Here is a 25,272-nt window from a genome sequence, read left to right on the forward strand (position 1 = left end):
TGTCAGTGTGTGAGATTTCGGATGATGCGTTTTCGCTGCCTGTTGGTTATCGGCTGTTGCTGGCTTCCCTTGATGGCATGGGCGGCACCTGCGTTGCCTGCGCATGGCGTACCGTTGAGCGCCGAGCAGCGCCAGTGGCTCGCCGAGCACAACGAACTGCGCGTGGGTGTGGTGCTGCAAGCGCCTTTTGCACAGTACGACCGGCGCTTGCAGCGGTTGTCCGGGGCCAATGTCGAATTGATGCAGTGGCTGGCCCGCTCGCTGAATATCGAGTTCTCGTGGCGCAACTTTCCCGATGTGGCGCAACTGGAAGACGCAGTGCGCGAAGGAGAAGTCGACCTCGCTCCGGGCATGATCCAAACGCCCGCCGGTTTGCGTCTGTGGCAATTCAGCGACCCGTACATGCGCGTCCCGCAACTGGTGGTCGGCGAGCAGAAGGGCGCCGGCGCCATCGAACTGGAAAAACTCGACAGCCATTCGCGGGTCGCCGTGCGCATGCCCAGCGCGATTGCCGATTATCTACGCAGCACTTACAGCAATCTCAATTTGCAAGGCGTGCCCATGGAGCGTGAGGCCCTGCAACTGCTGCTGACCCAACAGGCGCGCTACGCAGTTGTCGATGAAGCTCAACTCAGCCGTTTGTCGACCGAGCCCGAATACGCCGGGTTGGCTGTGGTGGGGGATATTGGCCTGCCGCAGTTGCTGCGGGTGGCGACCCGCCGCGACTGGCCGGAGTTGGCCGGCATCGTCGAGAGTGCCTTGCATGCGATTCCCGCCAAGGATCTTGAGCAGTTGCACGCGAGCTGGTTGCAACCCAAATACCCGCGTCTGGCCGAATCGCCGGGGTTCTGGCAAAACCTTTGCCTGTTGTTGGCCGTGTTGTTCCTCAGCAGCATGGCCATTGTGCTGTGGCAGCGCCGTCAGCAACATACCCTTGAGCAGCGTTTACTGGCGGCCCGCGAAGACATCGCGTTGCGCGAAGCCAGCGAAGAAGCGTTGCGCCTGACGCAGTTTTCGATTGATCAAAGCACGGTCGGGATCCTCTGGGTCAATTGGGACAGCCATGTGCGTTACGCCAACCGTGCGGCCGAGGAGATGCTCGGTTATGCATCGGGTGGTGTCATTGATCGGCCACTGATCGACTTCGAACCCGGTCTGCACATGGACCGCTGGTTGAGCCTGTGGAAGCGCGCCCGAGCCAGCGAGGATGGGCCGCAAAGCTTTGAAACCAACTGCGTGCGTGCCGATGGCAGCATTCTGCCGGCGGATGTGTCGTTGAGTTTTCTGCGATTTCGCGACGGCGAATACCTGGTGGTTTACCTCAATGACGTCACCGAGCGCCGCCGGGCGCTGGCTGCCCTGCAGGAAAGTGAAGCACGGTTGCAGGGGATTGCCGCCAATGTGCCGGGCCTGGTCTTTCGCCTGGAGCGGGCGCCGGTGACCGGGCAAATCGACTTTGCCTATATCAGCGAGGGCAGCGAGAGCCTGGTGGGGTATTCACCAGCAACCTTGAGCCACCGCGACATGGGCCTGCGTAGCCTGGTGCACCCGGATGACAAGGCGAGTTATCACCAGACCCAGGATCATGCACTGGACACCGACAGTGACTGGTCGTGGCAAGGCCGGATTCTCACTCGCCAAGGCGAGCAGCGCTGGGCCGAGATCAAGGCCATCACACGCCGGCTCGACGATGGCGCATTCGTCTGGGACGGGATTGTCTGGGACATCAGCGAGAGCAAGCGCATCGAGCTGGAGCTGGCCAGCTCCCGCGAGCAATTACGTGAACTGTCTGCGCACCTGGAAAGCGTGCGGGAAGAGGAAAAGGCCCGGATTGCCCGGGAAGTTCACGATGAGTTGGGTCAGATGCTGACAGTGCTGAAGCTGGAAACCTCGATGTGCGAACTGGCCTACGCCGATCTCGACCCAGGCTTGAGTGACCGTCTCAACAGCATGAAACGTCTGATCGCCCAACTGTTCCAGCTGGTGCGGGACGTAGCCACGGCCTTGCGCCCGCCGATTCTCGACGCCGGGATCGCGTCTGCCATCGAGTGGCAGGCCCGGCGTTTTGAAGCGCGCACGCAGATCCCGTGTCTGGTGCAAGTTCCGGATAACCTGCCGACCCTCAGCGACGCCAAGGCTATCGGTCTGTTCCGGATTCTTCAGGAGGCGCTGACCAATGTCATGCGCCATGCGCAGGCGCATACTGTTGAACTGACACTGGTGCTGGAAGGCGACGAGCTGTGCCTGACGGTCAGCGATGATGGCGTAGGATTTGTCGCCCCCGAGGGCAGGCCGACCTCCTTTGGGGTGGTTGGCATGCGCGAGCGGGTGCTGATCATGGGCGGCCAGTTGTCGCTGGAGAGTGAGCCCGGCGAGGGCACCACCCTGTGCGTGTGTGTGCCGCTGGATGAGGCCTGATGGTTTTGTGGTGTTTGTGCTGACGTCTTCGTCGGAACGCCGCCCGGAGCAAGCTCGCTCCCACAGGGTTTTGTGTAAGTGCACTGATATCTGACACACCCCGATCAAATGTGGGAGCGAGCTTGCCCGCGATTGATCTTGGCTCTGAATAAGAAGAATGGAGAAGAACGTGATCCGTGTACTGGTAGCCGAAGACCACACCATCGTCCGTGAAGGCATCAAACAGTTGATCGGCCTCGCCAAGGATTTGCTGGTGGTGGGGGAAGCGAGCAATGGCGAGCAACTGCTCGAGACCTTGCGCCACATTCCCTGCGAGGTGGTGTTACTGGATATCTCCATGCCCGGGGTTAACGGGCTGGAGGCCATTCCACGGATTCGCGCACTGAACAATCCGCCGGCGATCCTGGTGCTGTCGATGCATGACGAGGCGCAAATGGCGGCTCGTGCGTTGAAGGTTGGCGCCGCCGGTTATGCCACCAAGGACAGCGATCCGGCGTTGCTGCTGACGGCGATCCGCAAAGTCGCAGCAGGCGGGCGTTATATCGATCCGGAACTGGCGGACCGAATGGTCTTCGAGGTCGGCCTGACGGATTCGCGGCCGCTGCATTCGTTGCTCTCGGAGCGCGAGTTCTCGGTGTTCGAGCGCCTGGCCCAAGGTGCCAACGTCAATGACATCGCCCAGCAGCTGGCGTTGAGCAGCAAAACCATCAGCACCCACAAGGCGCGGCTGATGCAAAAACTCAACATCACCTCCCTCGCCGAACTGGTTAAGTACGCGATGGAGCACAAGCTCCTCTGATACCACCAACTCCACAGGTTCACTGCGGCTCAATGTAGGAGCAAAGCTTGCTCGCGATGGCGTCCTTGAAATCGCCATCGCGAGCAAGCTTTGCTCCTACAGAGGACGTGCGTGTTGGCATGTCCATTTGCGACATGACGGAAAGCCCGGCTCCACCGGCTTTTGTGGCTTGCAGCCTGATGCTGGCCACTATCGCTCATCGACATACTCAAACCCGCCATTCTTGTAGGGCAATCCCTACCCCCAACCTTCCATCCGGCTGAGGCGATTCTCTCCTGCGTCCCGATTTGCGCGGTCCCCAGCGTCCACTAGGCTTAGTCCACAGCAGTCATCAACAAAAAAGGTGTGGGTATGAGCGAGGTCGATTCAAGCGCTGGGGCGAATGATGTTCTGGTCAGCTTTCGTGGAGTGCAAAAGAGCTACGACGGCGAGAACCTGATCGTCAAAGACCTCAACCTGGAGATTCGCAAAGGCGAATTCCTCACCTTGCTCGGGCCGTCCGGCTCCGGCAAGACCACCAGTCTGATGATGCTCGCCGGTTTCGAGACGCCGACCGCCGGCGAAATCCTGCTGGCCGGACGTGCGATCAACAACGTGCCGCCGCACAAGCGTGACATCGGCATGGTGTTCCAGAACTATGCATTGTTCCCGCACATGACGGTGGCCGAGAACCTCGCGTTCCCGCTGACCGTTCGTGGTCTGAACAAAAGCGACGTCAGTGACCGGGTCAAACGCGTGCTGAGCATGGTTCAGCTCGACGCGTTCGCCCAGCGTTATCCGGCGCAGCTTTCCGGTGGTCAGCAACAGCGTGTGGCACTGGCCCGGGCGCTGGTGTTCGAACCGCAACTGGTGCTGATGGACGAACCGCTGGGCGCGCTGGATAAACAGCTGCGTGAACACATGCAAATGGAGATCAAGCACTTGCACCAGCGCCTCGGCGTGACCGTGGTCTACGTGACCCACGACCAGGGCGAAGCCCTGACCATGTCCGATCGGGTGGCGGTCTTCCATCAAGGCGAAATACAGCAGATCGCGCCACCGCGCGAGCTCTATGAAAAGCCGAAAAACACCTTCGTTGCCAACTTCATTGGCGAGAACAACCGTCTCAACGGCCGTTTGCACAGCCACATCGGTGACCGCTGCGTGGTTGAGCTGGGGCGTGGTGAAAAGGTCGAAGCGCTGGCAGTGAATGTCGGCAAGACCGGCGAGCCAGTGACGCTGTCCATTCGTCCGGAGCGCGTGAGCCTCAATGGTGCAAGCGATCTGTGCGTCAACCGCTTCTCGGGAAGGGTGGCGGAATTCATCTATCTGGGCGACCACGTCCGTGTTCGCCTGGAAGTCTGCGGCAAGACCGACTTCTTCGTGAAACAGCCGATTGCCGAGCTCGATCCGGCGCTGGCGGTCGGAGACGTGGTACCGCTTGGCTGGCAGGTCGAACACGTTCGCGCGCTCGATCCACTTCTAGAGGCGAACTGATCGCCCCGGCTTCACCAACACCAACCGCACGTGGAGAGAACAATAAATGTTGAGATCCCTGAAACTCACAGCACTGGCACTTGGCATGATGGGCGCGGCCCATGCAATGGCCGGTCCCGACCTGACCGTGGTGTCGTTTGGCGGCGCGAACAAGGCGGCGCAGGTCAAGGCCTTCTATGCACCGTGGGAAGCCGCGGGCAACGGCAAGATTGTCGCCGGTGAATACAACGGTGAGATGGCCAAGGTCAAAGCCATGGTCGACACCAAGAGCGTGTCCTGGGATCTGGTAGAGGTTGAATCGCCAGAACTGTCCCGTGGTTGCGACGAAGACATGTTCGAGCCGCTCGACCCGGCACTGTTCGGCAAATCCGAAGACTACGTGAAGGGCGCCATCCAGCCATGCGGCGTGGGCTTCTTCGTGTGGTCGACCGTGTTGGCCTACAACGCCGACAAACTGGCAAGCGCACCGACCAGCTGGGTGGATTTCTGGGACACCAAGAAATTCCCGGGTAAACGTGGCCTGCGTAAAGGCGCCAAGTACACCCTGGAATTCGCCTTGATGGCCGACGGTGTTGCGCCGAAAGACGTCTACAAAGTGCTGGCCAGCAAGGACGGTCAGGACCGCGCCTTCAAGAAACTCGATGAGCTCAAGCCAAGCATTCAGTGGTGGGAAGCGGGCGCTCAACCGCCGCAGTATCTGGCTTCCGGCGACGTGGTCATGAGTTCGGCCTACAACGGCCGGATCGCTGCCGTGCAGAAAGAAAGCAACCTGAAAGTGGTATGGAACGGCGGCATCTACGACTTCGATGCCTGGGCGATTCCAAAAGGCCTGGATAAAACCCGCGCCGCAGCCGCGAAGAAATTCATCGCGTACTCGGTCATGCCGCAACAACAGAAAACCTACTCGGAAAACATCGCTTACGGCCCGGCCAATACCCAAGCCGTATCGCTGTTGTCCAAAGACATTCTGAAAGACATGCCGACCACCCCGGAAAACATCGCCAACCAGGTGCAGATCGACGTCAGTTTCTGGGCTGACAACGGCGAGCAACTGGAACAGCGTTTCAACTCGTGGGCTGCGAAGTAAGCAGAGGGCTCGCCCTCCTGTGAGGGCGAGTTTTGTGGCGAGGGAGCTTGCTCCCGCTTGAGTGCGCAGCACTCACAAAATGGGTGGTTGTTAACAGCATTTTGGGGCCGCTTCGCAGCCCAGCGCGAGCAAGCTCGCTCGCCACAAAACTCGCTCCCACATTAACGATTGATCAAAGAATTTCGGAGTTCGCCATGGCCATCGCCGTTCCCCTGAACGAGGGCACCCATCGCACCTTGAAGCAGCGCCTTGCGCGTGCCGAGCGGGTCAACCGCTGGAAGGCCCAGGCCCTGATCGCGCCGTTGGTGCTGTTTCTGTTGTTGGTGTTTCTGGTGCCGATCGTGGCGCTGCTCTACAAAAGTGTCGGTAACCCGGAAGTGGTCGGCGGGATGCCGCGCACCGTGTCTGCCATTGCGAGCTGGGATGGCCGAGGCTTGCCGGCGGATCCGGTCTTCAAGGCTGCCAGCGAGGACCTCCTTGAGGCTCGCAAGAATCAAAGCCTGGGCGATCTGTCCAAGCGATTGAATATGGAGTTGGCCGGCTATCGCAGCCTGCTGACCAAAACCGCGCGAGCGCTGCCGTTCAAAACTGAACCGGCCTCCTATAAAGACGCGCTCGAAGCAGTGGATGAGCGCTGGGGCGACCCGGCCTACTGGCAAGCGGTACGCCGCAACACCAGCAGCATCACGCCGTATTACCTGTTGGCGGCGGTCGACCACCGGATCAATGACCTCGGCGAAATTGCCCCGGCGACCCCTGATCAGGCGATCTACCTCGAGATTTTTGCCCGGACCTTCTGGATGGGCTTGGTCATTACCGCGATCTGCCTGGTGCTGGCCTATCCGTTGGCGTATCTGCTGGCTAACCTGCCGTCGCGTCAAAGCAACCTGCTGATGATTCTGGTGCTGTTGCCGTTCTGGACCTCAATTCTGGTACGGGTGGCGGCGTGGATTGTCTTGTTGCAATCGGGCGGGCTGATCAACAGCGCGTTGATGGCCATGGGCATCATCGATAAGCCGCTGGCACTGGTATTCAACCGCACCGGGGTTTACATCTCGATGGTGCACATCCTGCTGCCGTTCATGATTCTGCCGATCTACAGCGTGATGAAAGGCATCTCGCCAACCTACATGCGTGCGGCCATTTCCCTGGGCTGTCATCCGTTCGCCAGCTTCTGGCGGGTGTATTTCCCGCAGACCTATGCCGGTGTCGGCGCCGGTTGCCTGTTGGTGTTCATCCTGGCGATTGGTTACTACATCACCCCGGCGCTGCTCGGCAGCCCGAACGATCAGATGGTCAGTTACTTCGTCGCCTTCTACACCAACACCAGCATCAACTGGGGCATGGCGACCGCACTCGGTGGGCTGCTGCTGTTGGCGACCGTCGTGCTCTATCTGATTTACAGCTGGCTGGTAGGCGCGAGCCGCCTGCGTCTGAGCTAAGGGGAGAATCGAAATGCTGAGTCCTTATATGTCGCCCATCGAACGGGTGTGGTTCTACAGCTTGCGCACGCTCTGCGGGCTAATCCTGTTGTTCCTGATTTTGCCGGTGCTGGTGATCATCCCGCTGTCGTTCAACTCAGGGAGTTTTCTGGTCTACCCGCTGCAAGGGTTCTCGTTGCACTGGTACCAGGACTTCTTCGCCTCGGCCGAATGGATGCGTTCGCTGAAGAACAGCATGATCGTCGCCCCGGCGGCGACGGTGCTGGCGATGGTCTTCGGTACATTGGCGGCGATTGGCCTGACCCGTGGCGACTTCCCCGGCAAGGCACTGGTGATGGCGCTGGTGATCTCGCCGATGGTAGTGCCGGTGGTGATTATCGGGGTGGCCAGTTACCTGGCTTTCGCTCCGCTGGGGTTTGGCAACAGCTTTATCTCGCTGATCGTCGTGCATGCGGTGCTGGGCGTACCGTTCGTGATCATTACCGTGTCGGCGACGTTGCAAGGTTTTAACCAGAACCTGGTGCGGGCTGCCGCCAGCCTGGGGGCTTCGCCACTGACGACGTTCCGCCGCGTGACCTTGCCGTTGATCGCACCGGGGGTGATTTCCGGGGCGCTGTTTGCCTTCGCGACGTCGTTCGATGAGGTGGTGGTCACGTTGTTCCTTGCCGGTCCCCAGCAGGCGACGTTGCCACGGCAGATGTTCAGCGGTATCCGCGAAAACCTGAGCCCGACCATCGCCGCCGCCGCAACGCTGCTGATCGCTTTCTCGGTGTTCCTGCTGCTGACCCTGGAATGGCTACGTGGCCGCAGCGAGAAACTGCGTACCGCGCAGGTGTAACGCTACCTGTGGGAGCGAGCCTGCTCGCGATAGCAGACTGTCAGTCGACATCAAGAGTGAATGTCAGTCCCTCATCGCGAGCAGGCTCGCTCCCACAGGGCGAATTTCTGTGAGCGTCTGCTCATTCACTCGCGCAATAACAGACAAACCCCAATCCCCAGCTACTATTGTGCCCAGCTTCCCTATTTATAAGAGGCTGCGCACATGAGTATTTCCTCTTTCAAAATCGCTCACAAATTGCTCACCGGTGCAGGCGCCATTGAGCAGTTGGCCGACGAGCTGACCCGTCTGGATGTCGACTACCCACTGATCGTTACCGATGCCTCGCTGGTCAAGTCCGGCACGGTGGAGTTGGCGCTGGCGCAACTGGGTGGACGTACTTACGAGATTTTTGATCGGGTGTTGCCCGACCCGGAAATCGCCATCGTTGAAGACTGCATGCGCGTCTACCGCGATGGCGGGCATGACGGCCTGATCGGTCTCGGGGGCGGCAGCGCCATCGACATCGCCAAAAGTGTTGCAGCTTATGCCGGTTACCACGGGGCGCTCGAGGACTTGTTCGGTATCGATCAGGTGCCGCGTAAAGGCCCGCCGCTGATTGCGATTCCGACCACCGCCGGCACCGGTTCGGAAGTCACCAACGTGGCGATACTGTCCGACAAGGTCGCGCAGCTGAAAAAAGGCATCATCAGCGATTATCTGTTGCCGGACGTGGCGCTGGTCAGTCCGCAAATGACCCTGACGTGTCCGCGCAGCGTGACGGCCGCCAGTGGCGTCGATGCGCTGGTGCACGCTGTCGAATCCTACCTGTCGCTCAACGCCTCGCCGATCACCGACGCACTGGCCATCGGCGCTATCAAGCTGATCATCAAGGCATTGCCCAAGGCCTACACCAATCCTTCGAACTTGCAGGCCCGTGAAGACATGGCCACCGCCAGCCTGATGGCCGGCATGGCGTTCGGCAACGCCGGGGTCGGCGCGGTACATGCCTTGGCCTACCCGCTGGGCGGACGTTTCAACGTGACGCACGGTGTGAGCAACGCCTTGCTGCTTCCGTATGTCATGGCCTGGAACAAGATGGCGTGTATCGAACGCATGCAGGATATCGCCGAGGCGCTTGGGGTGAAAACGGCGCAGTTGAGCGCTGACGAGGCGGCGGATAAAGCGGTCGAGGCCATGGCGCGACTCTGTGCCGCAGTGGAAATCCCCCAGGGCCTGCACAGCCTTGGGATACCGGAAGACGCAATCCCGGCGATGGCTGTGGAGGCCGCAGGAATAGAGCGATTGATGCGCAACAACCCGCGTAAATTGAGCACCGCCGATATTGAGAAGATCTATCGAGCGGCCTACTAGGGGCAGACCCAATCATCGCGGTCACGGTGCGCGCGTCAAAGCATGAGGTATACAATGCGCGCCATCGTGATTCTGCTCAAAAAAGGTGCGTCATGCAGCCCTTCGCTATTGCTCCGTCGATTCTCTCCGCTGATTTCGCCCGTCTGGGCGAGGAAGTAGACAACGTTCTGGCCGCTGGCGCCGACATCGTTCACTTCGATGTCATGGACAACCACTACGTGCCAAACCTGACCATCGGGCCGATGGTTTGCTCGGCATTGCGCAAATACGGCATCACCGCGCCCATCGACGCGCACCTGATGGTCAGCCCGGTAGACCGCATCATCGGCGACTTCATCGACGCCGGTGCGACCTACATCACCTTCCACCCTGAAGCCACGCTGCATGTCGACCGCTCCCTGCAAATGATCCGCGAAGGCGGTTGCAAGGCGGGCCTGGTGTTCAACCCGGCGACCCCGCTGGACGTGCTCAAGTACGTGATGGACAAGGTCGACATGATCCTGCTGATGAGCGTCAACCCGGGCTTCGGCGGGCAGAAGTTCATTCCCGGTACCCTCGACAAGTTGCGTGAAGCGCGCGCGCTGATCGATGCGTCGGGCCGTGACATTCGTCTGGAAATCGACGGTGGCGTGAACGTGAACAACATCCGCGAAATCGCCGCCGCTGGCGCTGACACCTTTGTCGCCGGTTCGGCCATCTTTAACGCCCCGAACTACCAGGAAGTGATTGAAAAGATGCGTTCCGAACTGGCGCTGGCTCGCCCATGAGTGGTTTTGAGCAGTTGTTCCCGGGGCATCTGCCGCGGCTGGTGATGTTCGATCTGGATGGCACGTTGATCGATTCGGTGCCGGACCTCGCAGTGGCTGTGGATAACATGCTGCTCAAACTCGGGCGTGCCCCGGCTGGTCTCGACGCGGTGCGCGAATGGGTGGGCAACGGTGCGCCGGTGCTGGTCCGTCGTGCACTGGCGGGCAATATCGATCACGCGAGTGTCGATGATGTCGAGGCCGAGCACGCGCTGGAGATCTTCATGGAAGCCTACGCGGACGGCCATGAACTGACGGTGGTCTACCCTGGCGTACGCGACACCCTGAAGTGGCTGCACAAGCAGGGCGTCGAAATGGCGCTGATCACCAACAAGCCGGAGCGCTTCGTCGCGCCGTTGCTGGATCAGATGAAAATCGGCCGCTACTTCCGCTGGATCATCGGCGGCGACACCCTGGCGCAGAAAAAACCTGACCCGGCGGCGCTGTTTTTCGTGATGAAGATGGCCAATATACCGGCCTCGCAATCGTTGTTTGTCGGTGACTCGCGCAGCGACGTGCTGGCGGCCAAGGCGGCCGGCGTGAAGTGCGTAGCCCTGAGCTACGGCTATAACCATGGCCGGCCGATTGCCGAAGAGTCTCCGGCGCTGGTGATCGACGATCTGCGCAAGCTAATTCCCGGTTGCCTGGATCCAGCCGCTGAGATAACGTTGCCCGACGCTGTTCAATCCCCTCCTGGAAACTCCATCGTGGTGGTCACTCGCAAACTCTGGATGAAAGTCATCAAGGCCCTGGCCCGCTGGCGTTGGCGCGCCTGACTCGATCCTGGCCGGCTATCCGGCGCGTTTGCACACCTGACTGTTAGACCCTCACGCCACGAGGCACCTCATGATCCGCGAAGAATTCCTGCGTTTGTCCGCTGCCGGCTACAACCGCATTCCGCTTGCCTGCGAAACCCTTGCCGACTTCGACACTCCGCTGTCGATCTACCTGAAACTGGCCGACGAGCCCAACTCCTATCTGCTGGAGTCGGTGCAGGGCGGCGAGAAATGGGGCCGTTACTCGATCATCGGGCTGCCGTGCCGTACGGTACTGCGGGTGCATGATCACCACGTCAGCGTGACCGTCGATGGCGCCGAAGTCGAAAGCCACGAGGTTGAAGACCCGCTGGCTTTTGTCGAAGCCTTCAAGGCGCGCTACAACGTGCCGACCATTGCCGGTTTGCCGCGCTTCAATGGTGGTTTGGTGGGCTACTTCGGTTATGACTGCGTGCGTTATGTGGAGAAGCGTCTGGGCAAGTGCCCGAACCCGGATCCGCTGGGTGTGCCGGACATTCTGCTGATGGTTTCCGATGCGGTGGTGGTGTTCGACAACCTGGCCGGCAAGATGCACGCCATCGTGCTGGCCGACCCGTCGCAGGAAGACGCCTTTGAGCAAGGTCAGGCGCGTCTGGAAGAGCTGCTGGAAAAGCTCCGCCAGCCGATCACCCCACGTCGCGGCCTGGATTTCAGCAAGCAGCAGACGGCTGATCCGGTGTTCCGTTCCAGTTTCACCCAGGACGATTACGAGCGGGCGGTGGACACCATCAAGGAGTACATCCTCGCCGGTGACTGCATGCAGGTGGTGCCGTCGCAACGGATGTCCATCGACTTCAAGGCCGCACCGATCGATCTGTACCGGGCGTTGCGTTGCTTCAACCCGACGCCTTATATGTACTTCTTCAACTTTGGCGACTTCCATGTCGTTGGCAGTTCACCGGAAGTGCTGGTGCGGGTCGAAGACAACCTGATCACCGTGCGCCCGATCGCCGGCACCCGCCCACGCGGTGCCAACGAGGAAGCTGACCGGGCGCTTGAAGAGGACCTGCTGTCGGACGACAAGGAAATCGCCGAGCACCTGATGCTGATCGACCTCGGCCGTAACGACACCGGTCGCGTGTCGGAAATCGGTTCGGTGAAACTCACCGAGAAAATGGTCATCGAGCGTTATTCCAACGTGATGCACATCGTCTCCAACGTCACCGGCCAGCTGAAGGCCGGCCTGACCGCGATGGACGCACTGCGGGCTATTCTGCCGGCAGGTACGTTGTCGGGCGCGCCGAAGATTCGTGCGATGGAGATCATCGACGAACTGGAGCCGGTCAAACGTGGCGTCTACGGTGGTGCGGTTGGTTACTTCGCCTGGAACGGCAATATGGACACCGCGATTGCCATTCGCACCGCAGTGATCAAGAACGGCGAACTGCATGTGCAGGCCGGTGGTGGCATCGTGGCTGATTCGGTGCCTGCGCTCGAATGGGAAGAAACCCTGAACAAGCGCCGCGCGATGTTCCGCGCTGTGGCCCTGGCCGAGCAAACCCCAGACGCCTGAGCTGTAACGAAGGAGCTTGTTGTGGCGAGGGAGCTTGCTCCCGCTGGCCTGCGTAGCAGGCCCCTTCATGGCGACTGCTTCGCAGCCGAGCGCGAGCAAGCTCGCTCGCCACATCAGAGAACACCCAAAAAAACGCTGCCCGTGAGGAGGCAGCGTTTTTTATTGCCTGCGGTTTAGAAGTCCAGGCTGACACCCACATTGATGCCTTGTTGGGTGAAGTCGTCATCCTTGCGAATGTTGTAGCTGGCCCGTAGCGCCAGGTCGGCGGTCAACTTCTGGCTGACGCCCAGGTTCAGGCGGTTCAGGTGGGTTTGCGGGGTGTAGCCCTGCAGGGTGAAGCGGTTGTCGGGCAGGCTGTTGAGATTGATGGTCAGGTCCTGGGTGTCGTCCTTGTATTCGCGTTCGTGGGCGAACTCGCCGAACACCTGGGTCTGTGGGGTGATTTGGTATTTGCCCTGCAAACCGACGCCGAGGCGCTTCGAGGTGCGCTTCTGGTCACCGAAGGTCAGTGCCGTGGAGTCGTTGCCGTTCTCTGAGTAACCATCGACTTGTACCTTGGCGTAGTCGGCGCTGATGAATGGCGACAAGTGCCACGGGCTGCTTGCCTGCTGCGCGATGTCGTAACCCAGGCGAGCGGTGACAGCCAACACAGTGCCGTTGGTATCGCCTTTCTCCCCGCGTTCGTTGACGCCCAGGTCGAACTTGCGTTTGAGATTGTCGTAGTCCAGATGCCCAGCCGTCATTGCCGCGTCAGCCCACCAGCGATTTTGCTGATATTGGGCGAATGCCGTACCCATGTACGTGTTGAGTTTGTACTGCGAGTTGTCGTTGCCCGCTTCCAGCTTCTGACGATAGAAACCGGCAGCCACGCCAACACGCCAGGCCTCGTCGAGACGGTAGCTGCCGCCAATGTTCAGGTTGTAGCCATTGCCGTCGGCACTGGCGGCACTGCGTTGATCGTCAAAATCCAGGTGCTGACCGCCACCGGCGACAATCGCACGCCACTGACCGACGTTTTGCCAGTTTTCCCAGTCGGATTGCCATTGGTTGCGCAGTTCATCCTGATGCGCACGCAGGGTGGCGTGGGCCATTTCTGGCAACAACGTCAGTTCCCAAGGGGCTGCCAGTATGGAAAACGCATAATCGGCGATCAGGCGTTGCCCGGTTTCGGTCGGGTGGACCGAGTCGTTGTAGATCAGCTTGGTCGGATCCGGCGTGGCGCTGTTGATCCCGTACCGGGCGTTTTCCGTACAGCTGTCACCGCTGAAGCAGGTCGCGGTGAGGTTCTGGTCGGTGGCCAGGCCAAATTGCGCCGGGTTGGCGAACGTCTCTTTGAGCAGCACCGGAATATTCAGCGGGATGACTTCGGCATTGACGTGCTGCAACTGGCTGACCAGTTCAGTGTTGAACTGGGCGCTGAGCTGGGAGGTAAAGGCCTGCAATGGGCTGCCGTTGATTGCCGGTGTCAGCCCGATATCAGGTAATAGCCAGACCATGATGTATTTGGCGCCGGCTTGCTGCAGTGTTTGTACACTGCCGACCAGGCGATCGGCTGCCGCGTTGGCCTCATCAAGGCTCGTTACCCGGCCCTGCAGGAAATCGTTGCCGCCACCGGAGAGGTAGTAGAGCGCGTTCGGGTCAGCACGAAAGTTGTTGCTCGGCAGATAACCGGGCCGACTGCGCTCACCGGTGTCCGAGGTGGTGGTGATCGAGTCGAGGATCTGATCGGTGCGGTATCCACCTACCGCCCAGTTGTTGCCGTCTGGCAGGCCTTCACTGGCGCGGACCGCCGAGGTCGAGGCCGCCGTTTGATCGGGCGAAAACCCCAGCTTTCCCCCCAGCAATTGCGTCGAGTTGGCAGCGCGAACCTCGCCGTTACCATCCTTGTAGGTCGGTCCGACGCGGTTGGTGAACCGCTCGGTTGCACCTGCGGGACCGCCGGTATCGGTAAACTGCCCAGCGTCGTTCAGGCTGTCGCCAAAAACAATGAATTTCGTATAGGGGGCGGGGGCCGCAACGGCTTGGGCGCAGGCCATTGCAAGAACACAACTGGCGAGCGGTACAAACATCGTCTGTTTGATCATGAGCAAATCCATTTATTTATTGTTGTAGTGAACGGAACGACAGTACCAAAAACTTCCGCGCTTGAGCTATGGCTAAAGGCCGCATCGATTGCTTGCTCTGCGCCATATTGCACCCTCTGCTCAGCTAAGTTACTGTGCGGGAACGTATGAATGAGACCTTCCCCGTGTTGATCGTCAGCAAACTCTTGGATCAAGTCATCAAGGCCCACGCCCGTTGGCGTTGGCGCGCCTGAACTTTCTCTGCCGGCCCGGCCGGACCTGTATCTGTTTGCCTTTTTTACCCGTATGAAATGCCGCTTTTGCCGGTTCCATTCCAGCAACTGACCGAGCGTTGCAAGACTGCGGGTAAATCATTCGAAGGCCGTCTCAAAAGTCAGTGAATTCAAGAGGTTTCAAACCATGTTGCTGATGATCGATAACTACGACTCTTTTACCTACAACGTTGTGCAGTACCTTGGTGAGCTAGGCTCCGAGGTCAAGGTTGTGCGCAACGATGAGCTGACCATCGCCGAAATTGAAGCGCTCAAACCTGAGCGCATCGTCGTGTCTCCCGGTCCATGCACCCCGACCGAAGCCGGCGTGTCCATCGAAGCCATCAAGTATTTCGCCGGCAAGCTGCCGATTCTCGGCGTTTGCCTGGGCCATCAATCCATCGGCCAGGCGTTCGGTGGTGATGTAGTGCGTGCCCGCCAGGTTATGCATGGTAAGACTAGCCCGGTATTTCACGAGGACAAGGGTGTGTTCGAAGGTCTTAATCGTCCTCTGACGGTCACCCGCTATCACTCGCTGATTGTGAAGCGTGAAACCTTGCCCGATTGCCTGGAGCTGACCGCCTGGACTCAGCTCGAAGACGGCTCGGTCGATGAAATCATGGGGCTGCGTCACAAGACATTGAACATCGAAGGGGTGCAATTCCATCCTGAGTCGATCCTGACCGAGCAGGGGCACGAGCTGTTCGCCAACTTCCTCAAACAAACCGGCGGCACGCGCTAAGGACTTTCCATGGATATCAAGACTGCCCTGGGCCGTATCGTCGGCCATCTGGACCTGAGCACTGATGAAATGCGCGATGTGATGCGCGAAATCATGACCGGGCAATGCACAGACGCGCAGATTGGCGCATTCATGATGGCCATGCGCATGAAAAGCGAGAGCATCGACGAGATCGTCGGCGCCGTCTCGGTCATGCGTGAATTGGCGGACAAGGTCGAGCTGAAAACCCTCGACGGTGTTGTCGATGTAGTCGGTACCGGCGGTGATGGCGCGAACATCTTCAACGTCTCGACGGCGTCCTCGTTTGTGGTGGCGGCGGCGGGTTGCACCGTGGCCAAGCACGGTAACCGTGCGGTATCGGGTAAAAGCGGCAGCGCCGACTTGCTGGAAGCGGCCGGGATCTACCTGAACCTGACGCCGGTTCAAGTGGCGCGTTGCATCGACAACGTTGGCATCGGCTTCATGTTCGCCCAGTCCCATCACGGTGCCATGAAGCACGCCGCCGGCCCGCGCCGCGATCTCGGCTTGCGTACTTTGTTCAACATGCTCGGCCCGCTTACGAATCCGGCCGGCGTGAAGCATCAGGTGGTGGGCGTGTTCAGTCAGGCGTTGTGCCGACCGTTAGCCGAAGTCTTGCAGCGCATGGGCAGCAAGCATGTGCTGGTGGTGCATTCGAAGGATGGCCTGGACGAATTCAGCCTGGCGGCGCCGACCTTTGTGGCGGAATTGAAGAATGACCAGATCAGCGAATATTGGGTCGAGCCTGAAGACCTCGGCATGAAGAGCCAGAGCCTGCACGGCCTGGCGGTGGAAAGCCCGGCGGCCTCGCTCGAGCTGATTCGCGATGCCTTGGGGCGCCGCAAAACCGAGAATGGTCAGAAAGCCGCAGAAATGATTGTGCTCAATGCCGGTGCTGCGTTGTACGCGGCGGATCATGCGAGCAGCCTGAAAGAGGGCGTTGCCCTGGCTCATGATGCGCTGCATACCGGTCTTGCGCGTGAAAAGCTTGAAGAGTTGGGTGCGTTTACTGCGGTATTCAGAGTGGAGAATGAGGCATGAGTGTACCGACGGTTCTGGAGAAGATTCTCGCCCGCAAAGTCGAGGAAGTGGCCGAGCGTAGCGCTCGTGTGACGCTTGCCGAGCTGGAAGCACTGGCCAGGGTGGGCGATTCTCCGCGTGGTTTTGCCAAGGCGCTGATCGCCCAGGCCAAGCTCAAGCACCCGGCGGTGATTGCTGAAATCAAGAAGGCTTCGCCGAGCAAGGGCGTGATTCGCGAGCACTTCGTGCCTGCCGAAATCGCCAGGGATTACGAGAAGGGCGGGGCAACGTGCCTCTCGGTGCTGACCGATATCGATTTCTTCCAGGGCGCCGACATTTACCTGCAGCAGGTGCGTGCGGCGTGCAAGCTGCCGGTGATTCGCAAGGACTTCATGATCGATCCTTATCAGATCGTCGAAGCCCGTGCGCTGGGCGCCGATTGCGTGCTGTTGATCGTTGCCGCGCTGGATGACGTGAAAATGGCCGAACTGGCAGCCGTCGCTAAAGGCGTTGGCCTCGACGTGCTGGTCGAAGTCCACGACGGTGATGAGCTGGAGCGGGCCTTGAAGGTTCTCGATACTCCGCTGGTCGGCGTGAACAACCGCAATCTGCACACCTTTGATGTCAGCCTGGAAACCACGCTCGACCTGCTGCCGCGCATCCCGCGTGATCGCCTGGTCATTACTGAAAGTGGCATCCTCAATCGCGCCGATGTCGAGCTGATGGAAATCAGTGACGTGTATTCGTTCCTGGTCGGTGAAGCATTCATGCGCGCCGAGAACCCGGGCACTGAACTGCAACGCTTGTTCTTTCCAGAGCGTGGCGTGGCGGTCAGCGGTTCTACACTCGATTGAACCTGATTCAATGAAGAAGCCGGCGTTGCCGGCTTTTTTGTATCCACCGAAAAGGATTCGCACTGCCATGACTTACCCCATTGCCTTGACTGTCGAAGCCGGTCTGCGTGCCGAGCAGGATTTGTTGGCGACAGTATGTGCCGGCGACCAGGAGTTTGGTTTGTTGTTCTGGCAGCCGAGCGATCGCGCGCTGGTCATGCCCCGGCGGTTGAGCCGTTTGCCGGAGTTCGAGGCCGCTTGCCAGGCATCGGCGGCGAATGGTTGGCCGGTTCTGCTGCGTGAAACCGGTGGAGAGCCGGTGCCGCAGTCGGCTGCGACGATCAATATTGCACTGGTGTATGCACCGCCGCGCAGCGAAGGTGATCACGGTCGGATCGAAACTGCTTATCGGCGCCTGTGCGACCCTATTTGCGCGCTGCTGACGGAGCTCGGTGGCAAACCTTCATTGGGTGAAGTCGAGGGTGCTTTCTGTGATGGACGTTTCAACGTCAATCTCGATGGCCGCAAAATGGTCGGCACCGCTCAGCGCTGGCGCCAGAGCAAGGGTGGTCAGCGCCCGGTAGGTTTGGTGCATGGTGCGCTGTTGCTGGACGACGAGCGAGAGTCAATGGTTGAGGCGGTGAATCGTTTTAACGAGGCTTGCAGCCTGGAGCAGCGGGTTCGCGCGCAGAGCCATATCGCCCTGCATGAACAATTCGCCGCCCCGGATGCCATCGCGCGGCTGGATACCTTGTATCGGCAAATGCTCACCGAGGTGATGTCGGCTTAGCGGGTACCGAATACCACCATGGTCTTGCCTTTGACGTTGACCAGATTGCGTTCTTCGAGGTCCTTGAGCACGCGACCGACCATTTCCCGCGAGCAACCGACGATCCGGCCGATTTCCTGGCGGGTGACCTTGATCTGCATACCGTCCGGGTGCGTCATGGCGTCGGGCTGTTTGCACAGCTCCAGCAAGCAGCGCGCAACCCGGCCAGTGACGTCGAAGAACGCCAGGTCGCCGACCTTGCGCGTGGTATTGCGCAGGCGCTGGGCAATCTGGCCGCTGAGCACATAGAGAATGTCCGGATCTTGCTGGGACAGCTCGCGGAACTTGCAGTAGCTGATCTCGGCCACTTCGCATTCGACCTTGGCGCGAACCCAGGCGCTGCGTTCCTGTTCCTGCCCGGCTTGTTCGAACAGGCCGAGCTCGCCGAAGAAGTCCCCGGCGTTGAGGTAGGCGATGATCATTTCCCGGCCATCGTCGTCCTCAATGAGGATGGTGACCGAGCCCTTGATGATGAAAAACAGCGTATCCGAACGATCGCCAGCGCAAATGATATTGCTCTTGGCCTGATAGCGACGGCGCAGGCAATGCATCAAGAACTTGTCGAGGTTCTTGATTTTGGGTGTTGGGGTAATAGCAACCATGGTTGTATCCCGAAAAGACTGCACGGTGTGTTGTGATTTTTTACGTATCGCTGATGACAGTTGAAAAACAGCAGGCTAGGCGCCATGAAATTGGCGCCAGCTTAACAGACGCATTCCGTCGTTATTCGATAATGTATCAATACTGTGAGTGTGTTGCTTACGACTGATGCCAGGCGCTGTCAATCAAAGGCCCTGTGCTAAGCTGGCGACCCTTTTTTAGCAGTGGAGTCTTGGCGATGAAAGCACGCATCCAATGGGCTGGCGAAGCCATGTTCCTCGGTGAGTCCGGTAGCGGTCACGTGGTGGTCATGGATGGTCCGCCTGATGCCGGCGGTCGGAACCTGGGTGTTCGTCCGATGGAAATGCTCCTGCTCGGTGTGGGCGGTTGCAGCAATTTCGACGTGGTCAGCATTCTGAAAAAATCCCGCCAGGCCGTGGAGAGCTGCGAAGCCTTCCTCGAAGCCGAACGTGCGACTGAAGATCCCAAGGTTTTTACCAAGATTCACATGCACTTCGTGGTCAAGGGCCGGGCGCTGAAAGAAGCCCAGGTCAAACGCGCCATTGAGCTGTCGGCCGAGAAGTATTGCTCGGCTTCGATCATGCTCGGTGCGGCCGGTGTAGCCATCACCCACGACTACGAAATCATCGAACTCGGTTGATTCGACATTCAACTATCATAAATGCGGTGCAGACTCTGGCGATCACTGGCCCAGGTCTGCATAATGCGCCACTTTTTTCAGGGTCGTGATCGGTCAACCGACAGATCACACACCCGAACAAACAACCAAAATCGCCATCGCGAAGAGGTGTTAACCGTCCTACGCTGGTGCGTCGTTCGCATCTGACGGGCATGCTTGATCACGCGGCCGGGCCGCATACATAGAGAGTTTTTAAACGGTGAAAAGCAAACTCAAGCTCCATGGGTTCAATAACCTGACAAAGACCTTGAGCTTCAACATCTATGACATCTGCTATGCGGAAACTCCGCAAGACCAGCAGGCTTACGTTGAGTACATCAATAAAGAGTACAACGCCAAGCGCCTGACGCAGATCCTCACAGAAGTTGTCGATATCATTGGTGCCAACATCCTGAACATCGCCAGTCAGGACTATGAACCCCAGGGCGCCAGCGTCACGATTCTGATCTCTGAAGAACCGGTGACCCCGACCGACAGTCAGATTGAAGAGTCACCAGGTCCGTTGCCCGAAATCATCCTGGCCCACCTCGACAAGAGCCACATCACAGTGCACACCTACCCGGAAATCCATCCGGTGGACGGTATTGCAACTTTCCGTGTGGATATTGATGTGTCGACTTGTGGCGTCATTTCACCGCTTAAGGCACTCAACTTTCTGATTCACCAGTTCGATTCGGATATCGTGACCGTGGATTACCGCGTGCGCGGCTTCACCCGTGACATCGAAGGCAATAAGCACTTCATTGATCACGAGATCAACTCGATTCAGAACTACCTCTCCGAAGACACTCGCGACGCGTATCAGATGACCGACGTGAACGTGTACCAGGAAAACCTGTTTCACACCAAAATGCTGCTGAAGAACTTCGAACTGGATAACTACCTGTTCGGCGACGCCACCAGCAACCTGTCCTCTGAGCAACGTGCTCAGGTGACTGAGCGGGTGAAACACGAAATGCTCGAGATTTTCTACGCACGCAACATGTCGAGCTAAGATTTTCGAGTACAAAAAAAGGCGACTGCCCAGGGGCAATCGCCTTTTTTATTGCGGTTGTCTTTCTGTTAGACCGTGGTATGGCCTTCGCGAACGACGCTACCGTCAGATCCGGTAGGTGCTTTTGGTCATGACCTTGGCCATCAGGCTCATGCCGAATTTCACCGGCGCCGGGAAGCGGAAGCCTCCAGCGTCCAGCGCGCTTTCGGCGTGTTGCTCTTCATCGATGCGCATCTGCTCAAGAATGGCCCGGGACTTCTCATCCTCGACCGGCAGTTGCTCAAGGTGTTCATTCAAGTGTTTGCACACCTGATCTTCAGTCGCCGCGACGAATCCCAGGCTGACTTTGTCGCTGATCAGCCCGGCGACGGCGCCGATACCGAACGACATACCGTAGAACAATGGATTGAGGATGCTGGTGTGGCTACCCAGTTGGCGGATGCGCTGTTCGCACCAGACCAGATGATCGATCTCTTCTTCGGCTGCGTGTTCCATTGCTTCACGCACTCGCGGCAGCTTGGCAGTCAGGGCCTGACCCTGGTACAGCGCCTGCGCACAGACTTCACCGGTATGGTTGATGCGCATCAGGCCGGCGACGTGCCGGGTGTCTTCGTCGCTCATTTTCGCCTCTGGCTGCACGATGGCCGGCGATGGGCGACAAGGCTGGCCACTGAAGGGCAGCAACGTGCGCATGGCGGTGTCGGCTTGCAACAGAAGACGGTCAATCGGCGAGTAGTGACGTTGGGTAGTCATGCTGACCTCCGGGAAGAATCTCGGCGGCCAGTTTACCGCAATCGGCCGGGTTAGGTTTGCGCTGGGTCATGTAGGAGCAAGGCTTGCCCGCGATGCGGGCAACTCGGTATCCCGGATAGACCGTGTCGACTCTATCGCCGGCAAGCCTTGCTCCTACAGTGGGCGGGGTGTGAATCAGCCCGGCGGCCAGTGCATCTGGCGCTGGCCCAGCACGTGCATATGAATGTGGTAGACGGTCTGGCCACCCAGTTCATTGCAGTTCATGACCACGCGAAAGCCTTCTTCACAGCCCAGCTCCAATGCCAGACGTTGCGCGGTGAACAGAATGTGCCCGGCCAGTGCCTTATCGTCTTCGGTGAGATCGTTGAGCGTGCGCACCGGCTTTTTCGGGACGACCAGGAAATGCACGGGTGCCTGTGGGGCAATGTCGTGGAAGGCCAGGACCTGGTCATCCTCGTAAATGATCTTGGCAGGTATTTCTCTGTTGATGATTTTGGTGAACAGAGTATCCACAGCTGTTTCTCCATAGTGTTGGTCCGGGCTGAGTGTACTCACGGGAGATGCCCGAGCCCAGCCTGTTACCTTTACTTTTAGTGATGCTCAGCGCGGACAGTGCGCCTTGTTGACTATGCCCACGACGGTTCGGGTCAGCCAGCGAGAGCCGAAGCGTGGCAAAAGCGCGAACCAGCGATTGCGGCGTCCGGGAATGATGATTGCGCGGTTCTTCTCCAGCGCACGCACCGTGTAAAGGGCCACTTCCTCGGGGCTCATCGGCGTTTTGCTGTTGGCCAGTTTGTCGGTGTCCAGTTGCGCGGTGCGGAAAAACGCCGTGCGTGTCGGGCCGGGGCAAAGGACCGAAACCTTGACCGCACACTTTTTCAGCTCGACCCGCAAGCCTTCGGAGAAGTGCAGTACATACGCCTTGCTGGCGTAGTAGGTGCTCATCCAGGGGCCAGGGTAGAAGGCGGCCATCGATGCAACGTTCAGAATCTGCCCGCCACCCTGCAAGGCCATGCTGTTGCCAATGGCGTGGCACAGGCGAGTCAGGGCCAGGATGTTCACTTCGATCAAGTCTTGTTCGGTCATCCAGTCCTGAGCCAGAAACGGGCCGCAGGTGCCGATGCCAGCGCAATTGACCAGCAGGTCGATCTGTCGGTCACCCTCTTCGAGTTCCAGCAGAAAGCCGGACAGGCGCAGCGGTTCGCCCAGATCACAGGCGCGGAACAGCACCTCGACGCCAAAGCGCTGGGTCAGTTCGATAGCAATACTTTCCAGCTGATCACGTTGACGGGCCACCAGAATCAGGCTGCGGCCCCGTCGCGCCAGCGCTTCGGCCATGGCCAGGCCGATACCGCTGGAGGCGCCAGTGATCAGAGCGTAACGGGTCATGCAATTCTCCATCGCAACGGCTCGCGGCCTGTGGACAGAGATGTCACAGGAACCGAGCGCGTTTATTCTTTCTCATAGTCTACAGGGGGCTGAGCTGCTTTCGCCGCATCGTCTGCTTTAACCGCGTCAGCCGGCTCGCTGCGTCCATAACTGCTGGTCGAGGTGCTTTCATACTCTTCGGTCAGGGTGCTGAGACCACCGGCAAGTGCGCCGACAAAAACCACGGCGATCACCATCAGCCACAGCCCGCACAGAATTTTGACGGCCGTGCTGTTCGGGGGCTGCGGCGCGCCATAGCGATTCGCCCCGACGTTTCCTGGCAACACCGCGAGTGCAAATGGAAACAGGCTGCCGATAAAGGGCACCAGATTCAGAAACCACAGCCAGCCGGACCAGCCAAGATCGTGCAGACGTTGCACGCTGATGGTGATGTTTATGTAGAGGTACGCCACGAACGCAACGACACAAACAATTGTGCTCAGCACCATTTGATTGCCGGCCAACAGGCTGAGCCCAAAAACGCCGGCGATAGCCCCGATGATCAGCAGCGCCACCAATGACCACGCGAGATAACGCAGGCGTCCGATTCGGCCCTGCACGCTAAACACCTTGAGTTCCGAAAACTCTGGCAGCGCTTCACCAACGGGTGCGCGAGGAGGGCTGTAGGGTGATTCGTTATCACCGAGCGTGGGCGTCGTGTAAGCGGCGGATGAAGATTCGTGAATGTCGGTCAGATTGAGCTCGATCGATGGCTCGGCTTCAATGCGTGCATCGATGCCGGTTTTCGACAGGGCATTCAGATAGGTTTGTGCGTCTGTGTGGGACAGGTCGTGCTTGAGCGCGACAGGCTTTCCGCTGAACAGGCGTTCGATGGCCGCGACGTCGCTTTTGAACAGCTGGGCGAGATTGAGCTTCGCGGTGGTGATGTCGACGCCCGGAAGCAGGGCTCCGTCGAAGACGATCTTGAAACGGTGTTCGCTCATGCCGGGGCATCCTTGTCGCGAGTCTGGGGTCTGTGCTCGGCAGTTTAAGCCAGCCAGAATCGGCTGGCCAAACCTTGTGCGTTAGCGTGGCCAGCGTTTGGGCAGTTGAGCTGCAAATTCCTGCGCCTTGCGGTATTCGGCGTCCAGCCTTGCAACCAGTTGATCGACGCTTGGCAGGTCGTCGATTTCACCTACGCCCTGGCCTGCGGACCAGACGGTTTTCCAGGCTTTGGCTTCATCGCTCAAGGGTTTGAGTTTGGCGCCGAAGTTGACTTCACCCTTGCCCTGCAGTGCGTCTACGTCAAAGCCGGCGTTTATCAGGCTTTGGCGCATGAAGCTTGCCGGCACCCCGGACACTGCTGGCGTATGGACAATATCGGCGGCCCTGGAACTCAGCAGCATCTCTTTATAGGCTTCAGGGGCGTGGCTTTCGGTAGTGCCGATAAAGCGTGTGCCGAAATACGCCAGATCCGCCCCGAGCAGTTGCGCGGCGAGAATCTCGTGGCCGTGGTTCAGGCAGCCGGCCAGCAGCAGGGTTTTGTCGAAGAACTGACGAATCTCGGCAATCAGCGAAAACGGGCTCCAGGTCCCGGCGTGTCCACCGGCGCCTGCTGCTACGGCGATCAAGCCATCGACGCCGGCCTCGGCAGCTTTTTCCGCATGGCGTCGGGTCGTCACGTCGTGGAAAACCAGGCCGCCATAGCTGTGCACCGCATCGACCAGCTCTTTTACTGCGCCAAGGCTGGTGATCACGATCGGGACCTTGTGTTCGATGCAGATTGCCAGATCCGCTTGCAGGCGCGGATTGCTGTTGTGAACAATCAGGTTCACCGCATACGGCGCAGGATTTTCCAATAGCGCCAGACCCGCTTCGATTTCCTCCAGCCAGGCTTTGAAGCCGCTGCTTTCACGCTGGTTCAGCGCTGGAAAGCTGCCGACCACACCATTGCGGCAGCAGGCGAGCACCAGTTGTGGATTGGAAATCAGGAACATCGGCGCCGCCACGACAGGCAGACGCAAACGTTGTTCGAGCAAGGCGGGCAGCGACATTGGAAGTACCCCGATAAGTGGCGACTGATTAAGATTAGAACGGCCGTACGACGACCAGAATGACAATAGCCAGCAATATCAGAACCGGCACTTCATTGAACCAGCGATAAAAGACATGGCTGCGGGTGTTTTCGCCACGGGCAAAGCGCTTTACCTGCGCGCCGCACATGTGGTGATAGCCGATCAGGATCACCACCAGGGTCAGCTTCGCGTGCATCCAGGCGCCTTGTCCGAAGTAGGCGCTGGGGTTGAGGCTGATCAGCCAGATCCCGAAAGCCAGCGTGGCGATCATCGCCGGGCCCATGATCCCGCGGTACAGTTTGCGCTCCATGATGCTGAAGCGTTCCTTGCTGATGCTGTCTTCACTTTGCGCGTGGTAGACGAACAGGCGCGGCAGGTAAAACAGGCCGGCAAACCAGCAGACCATGCTGACGATGTGAAGCGCTTTGAGCCACAGATAAAGCATTTTTGGTTATTCC

Annotated in this window: 24 protein-coding genes; 16 read left to right on the top strand and 8 right to left on the bottom strand. The window is 59.2% G+C overall.

Annotation, left to right across the window (positions count from 1 at the left end):
- Positions 1–21 precede the first annotated feature (21 nt).
- The 10 genes from HK44_RS25135 to trpE all read left to right on the top strand — a co-directional run bounded on the left by HK44_RS25135 (position 22) and on the right by trpE (position 12,547).
- On the top strand, positions 22–2,418 hold the full coding sequence (locus HK44_RS25135; RefSeq protein ID WP_019693915.1) for a PAS domain-containing sensor histidine kinase: 2,397 nt from the start codon (positions 22–24) through the stop codon (positions 2,416–2,418).
- A gap of 157 nt (positions 2,419–2,575) precedes the next feature.
- Positions 2,576–3,217, top strand: coding sequence for a response regulator (locus HK44_RS25140; RefSeq protein ID WP_019693914.1), 642 nt, complete (start codon positions 2,576–2,578; stop codon positions 3,215–3,217).
- Positions 3,218–3,568: 351 nt separating this feature from the next.
- A complete protein-coding gene (locus HK44_RS25145) occupies positions 3,569–4,693 on the top strand; it encodes an ABC transporter ATP-binding protein (RefSeq protein ID WP_019693912.1) in 1,125 nt (374 codons plus the stop codon).
- Positions 4,694–4,739: 46 nt separating this feature from the next.
- Entirely contained in the window at positions 4,740–5,780 is a 1,041-nt protein-coding gene (locus HK44_RS25150; protein ID WP_019693911.1) for an ABC transporter substrate-binding protein, read from the top strand.
- Positions 5,781–5,974: 194 nt separating this feature from the next.
- Positions 5,975–7,222 carry an ABC transporter permease gene (locus HK44_RS25155; RefSeq protein WP_019693910.1) on the top strand — a complete coding sequence of 416 codons (1,248 nt, stop codon included), beginning with the start codon at positions 5,975–5,977 and terminating at the stop codon, positions 7,220–7,222.
- 13 nt (positions 7,223–7,235) lie between these two features.
- Complete coding sequence (locus HK44_RS25160) at positions 7,236–8,060, top strand: ABC transporter permease (RefSeq protein WP_019693909.1); 825 nt, start codon at positions 7,236–7,238, stop codon at positions 8,058–8,060.
- A 204-nt stretch (positions 8,061–8,264) separates the two neighbouring features.
- The gene (locus tag HK44_RS25165) at positions 8,265–9,413 is read left to right on the top strand and encodes an iron-containing alcohol dehydrogenase (protein ID WP_019693908.1); all 1,149 of its coding nucleotides are present in this window, start codon (positions 8,265–8,267) and stop codon (positions 9,411–9,413) included.
- Positions 9,414–9,505: 92 nt separating this feature from the next.
- A complete protein-coding gene (rpe, locus tag HK44_RS25170; RefSeq protein ID WP_019693907.1) occupies positions 9,506–10,180 on the top strand; it encodes a ribulose-phosphate 3-epimerase in 675 nt (224 codons plus the stop codon).
- The gene (locus HK44_RS25175) at positions 10,177–10,995 is read left to right on the top strand and encodes a phosphoglycolate phosphatase (protein ID WP_019693906.1); all 819 of its coding nucleotides are present in this window, start codon (positions 10,177–10,179) and stop codon (positions 10,993–10,995) included. The genes rpe and HK44_RS25175 overlap by 4 nt, the downstream gene beginning before the upstream one ends.
- A gap of 70 nt (positions 10,996–11,065) precedes the next feature.
- Positions 11,066–12,547 carry an anthranilate synthase component I gene (gene trpE / locus HK44_RS25180; protein ID WP_019693905.1) on the top strand — a complete coding sequence of 494 codons (1,482 nt, stop codon included), beginning with the start codon at positions 11,066–11,068 and terminating at the stop codon, positions 12,545–12,547.
- 173 nt (positions 12,548–12,720) lie between these two features.
- Here trpE and estP read toward each other — a convergent pair whose 3' ends face one another.
- Positions 12,721–14,631 carry an esterase EstP gene (gene estP / locus HK44_RS25185; protein WP_019693904.1) on the bottom strand — a complete coding sequence of 637 codons (1,911 nt, stop codon included), beginning with the start codon at positions 14,629–14,631 and terminating at the stop codon, positions 12,721–12,723.
- A 399-nt stretch (positions 14,632–15,030) separates the two neighbouring features.
- On the opposite strand from estP, the gene HK44_RS25190 reads away from it, so the two are divergent.
- The 4 genes from HK44_RS25190 to HK44_RS25205 all read left to right on the top strand — a co-directional run bounded on the left by HK44_RS25190 (position 15,031) and on the right by HK44_RS25205 (position 18,285).
- Complete coding sequence (locus tag HK44_RS25190; RefSeq protein ID WP_019693903.1) at positions 15,031–15,624, top strand: aminodeoxychorismate/anthranilate synthase component II; 594 nt, start codon at positions 15,031–15,033, stop codon at positions 15,622–15,624.
- Positions 15,625–15,633: 9 nt separating this feature from the next.
- Positions 15,634–16,683, top strand: coding sequence for an anthranilate phosphoribosyltransferase (gene trpD, locus HK44_RS25195; protein ID WP_019693902.1), 1,050 nt, complete (start codon positions 15,634–15,636; stop codon positions 16,681–16,683).
- Complete coding sequence (trpC, locus tag HK44_RS25200) at positions 16,680–17,516, top strand: indole-3-glycerol phosphate synthase TrpC (RefSeq protein WP_019693901.1); 837 nt, start codon at positions 16,680–16,682, stop codon at positions 17,514–17,516. The genes trpD and trpC overlap by 4 nt, the downstream gene beginning before the upstream one ends.
- A gap of 67 nt (positions 17,517–17,583) precedes the next feature.
- The gene (locus HK44_RS25205) at positions 17,584–18,285 is read left to right on the top strand and encodes a lipoate--protein ligase family protein (protein ID WP_024265170.1); all 702 of its coding nucleotides are present in this window, start codon (positions 17,584–17,586) and stop codon (positions 18,283–18,285) included.
- Here HK44_RS25205 and crp read toward each other — a convergent pair.
- A complete protein-coding gene (gene crp, locus HK44_RS25210; RefSeq protein ID WP_019693899.1) occupies positions 18,282–18,926 on the bottom strand; it encodes a cAMP-activated global transcriptional regulator CRP in 645 nt (214 codons plus the stop codon). The two genes, HK44_RS25205 and crp, sit on opposite strands and share 4 nt — an antisense overlap.
- Positions 18,927–19,162: 236 nt before the next feature.
- On the opposite strand from crp, the gene HK44_RS25215 reads away from it, so the two are divergent.
- Both HK44_RS25215 and speD read left to right on the top strand, forming a co-directional pair.
- Positions 19,163–19,585: an OsmC family protein gene (locus HK44_RS25215; protein ID WP_017138086.1), complete on the top strand. Its 423-nt coding sequence runs from the start codon at positions 19,163–19,165 to the stop codon at positions 19,583–19,585.
- A 238-nt stretch (positions 19,586–19,823) separates the two neighbouring features.
- Positions 19,824–20,618, top strand: a complete 795-nt coding sequence (gene speD, locus HK44_RS25220) for an adenosylmethionine decarboxylase (protein ID WP_019693898.1) — start codon at positions 19,824–19,826, stop codon at positions 20,616–20,618.
- A 105-nt stretch (positions 20,619–20,723) separates the two neighbouring features.
- On the opposite strand, the gene coq7 is transcribed toward speD, so the two are convergent.
- The 6 genes from coq7 to hemJ all read right to left on the bottom strand — a co-directional run bounded on the left by coq7 (position 20,724) and on the right by hemJ (position 25,259).
- Complete coding sequence (gene coq7, locus HK44_RS25225; protein WP_019693897.1) at positions 20,724–21,371, bottom strand: 2-polyprenyl-3-methyl-6-methoxy-1,4-benzoquinone monooxygenase; 648 nt, start codon at positions 21,369–21,371, stop codon at positions 20,724–20,726.
- A 174-nt stretch (positions 21,372–21,545) separates the two neighbouring features.
- Positions 21,546–21,884: a histidine triad nucleotide-binding protein gene (locus tag HK44_RS25230; RefSeq protein WP_007906873.1), complete on the bottom strand. Its 339-nt coding sequence runs from the start codon at positions 21,882–21,884 to the stop codon at positions 21,546–21,548.
- Between the two features lie 87 nt (positions 21,885–21,971).
- Positions 21,972–22,760 (bottom strand): SDR family NAD(P)-dependent oxidoreductase, encoded by a 789-nt coding sequence (locus HK44_RS25235; RefSeq protein ID WP_019693896.1) that lies wholly within the window; start codon positions 22,758–22,760, stop codon positions 21,972–21,974.
- Positions 22,761–22,822: 62 nt separating this feature from the next.
- Complete coding sequence (locus tag HK44_RS25240; RefSeq protein ID WP_019693895.1) at positions 22,823–23,743, bottom strand: DUF805 domain-containing protein; 921 nt, start codon at positions 23,741–23,743, stop codon at positions 22,823–22,825.
- Positions 23,744–23,824: 81 nt separating this feature from the next.
- Positions 23,825–24,793: an NAD(P)H-dependent flavin oxidoreductase gene (locus HK44_RS25245; RefSeq protein WP_019693894.1), complete on the bottom strand. Its 969-nt coding sequence runs from the start codon at positions 24,791–24,793 to the stop codon at positions 23,825–23,827.
- Between the two features lie 34 nt (positions 24,794–24,827).
- On the bottom strand, positions 24,828–25,259 hold the full coding sequence (gene hemJ, locus HK44_RS25250; protein WP_019693893.1) for a protoporphyrinogen oxidase HemJ: 432 nt from the start codon (positions 25,257–25,259) through the stop codon (positions 24,828–24,830).
- Between the last annotated feature and the right edge of the window lie 13 nt (positions 25,260–25,272).

Origin of the sequence: Pseudomonas fluorescens HK44 (genome assembly GCF_000217955.3) — a bacterium.
GTDB classification, from domain to species: domain Bacteria; phylum Pseudomonadota; class Gammaproteobacteria; order Pseudomonadales; family Pseudomonadaceae; genus Aquipseudomonas; species Aquipseudomonas fluorescens_AQ.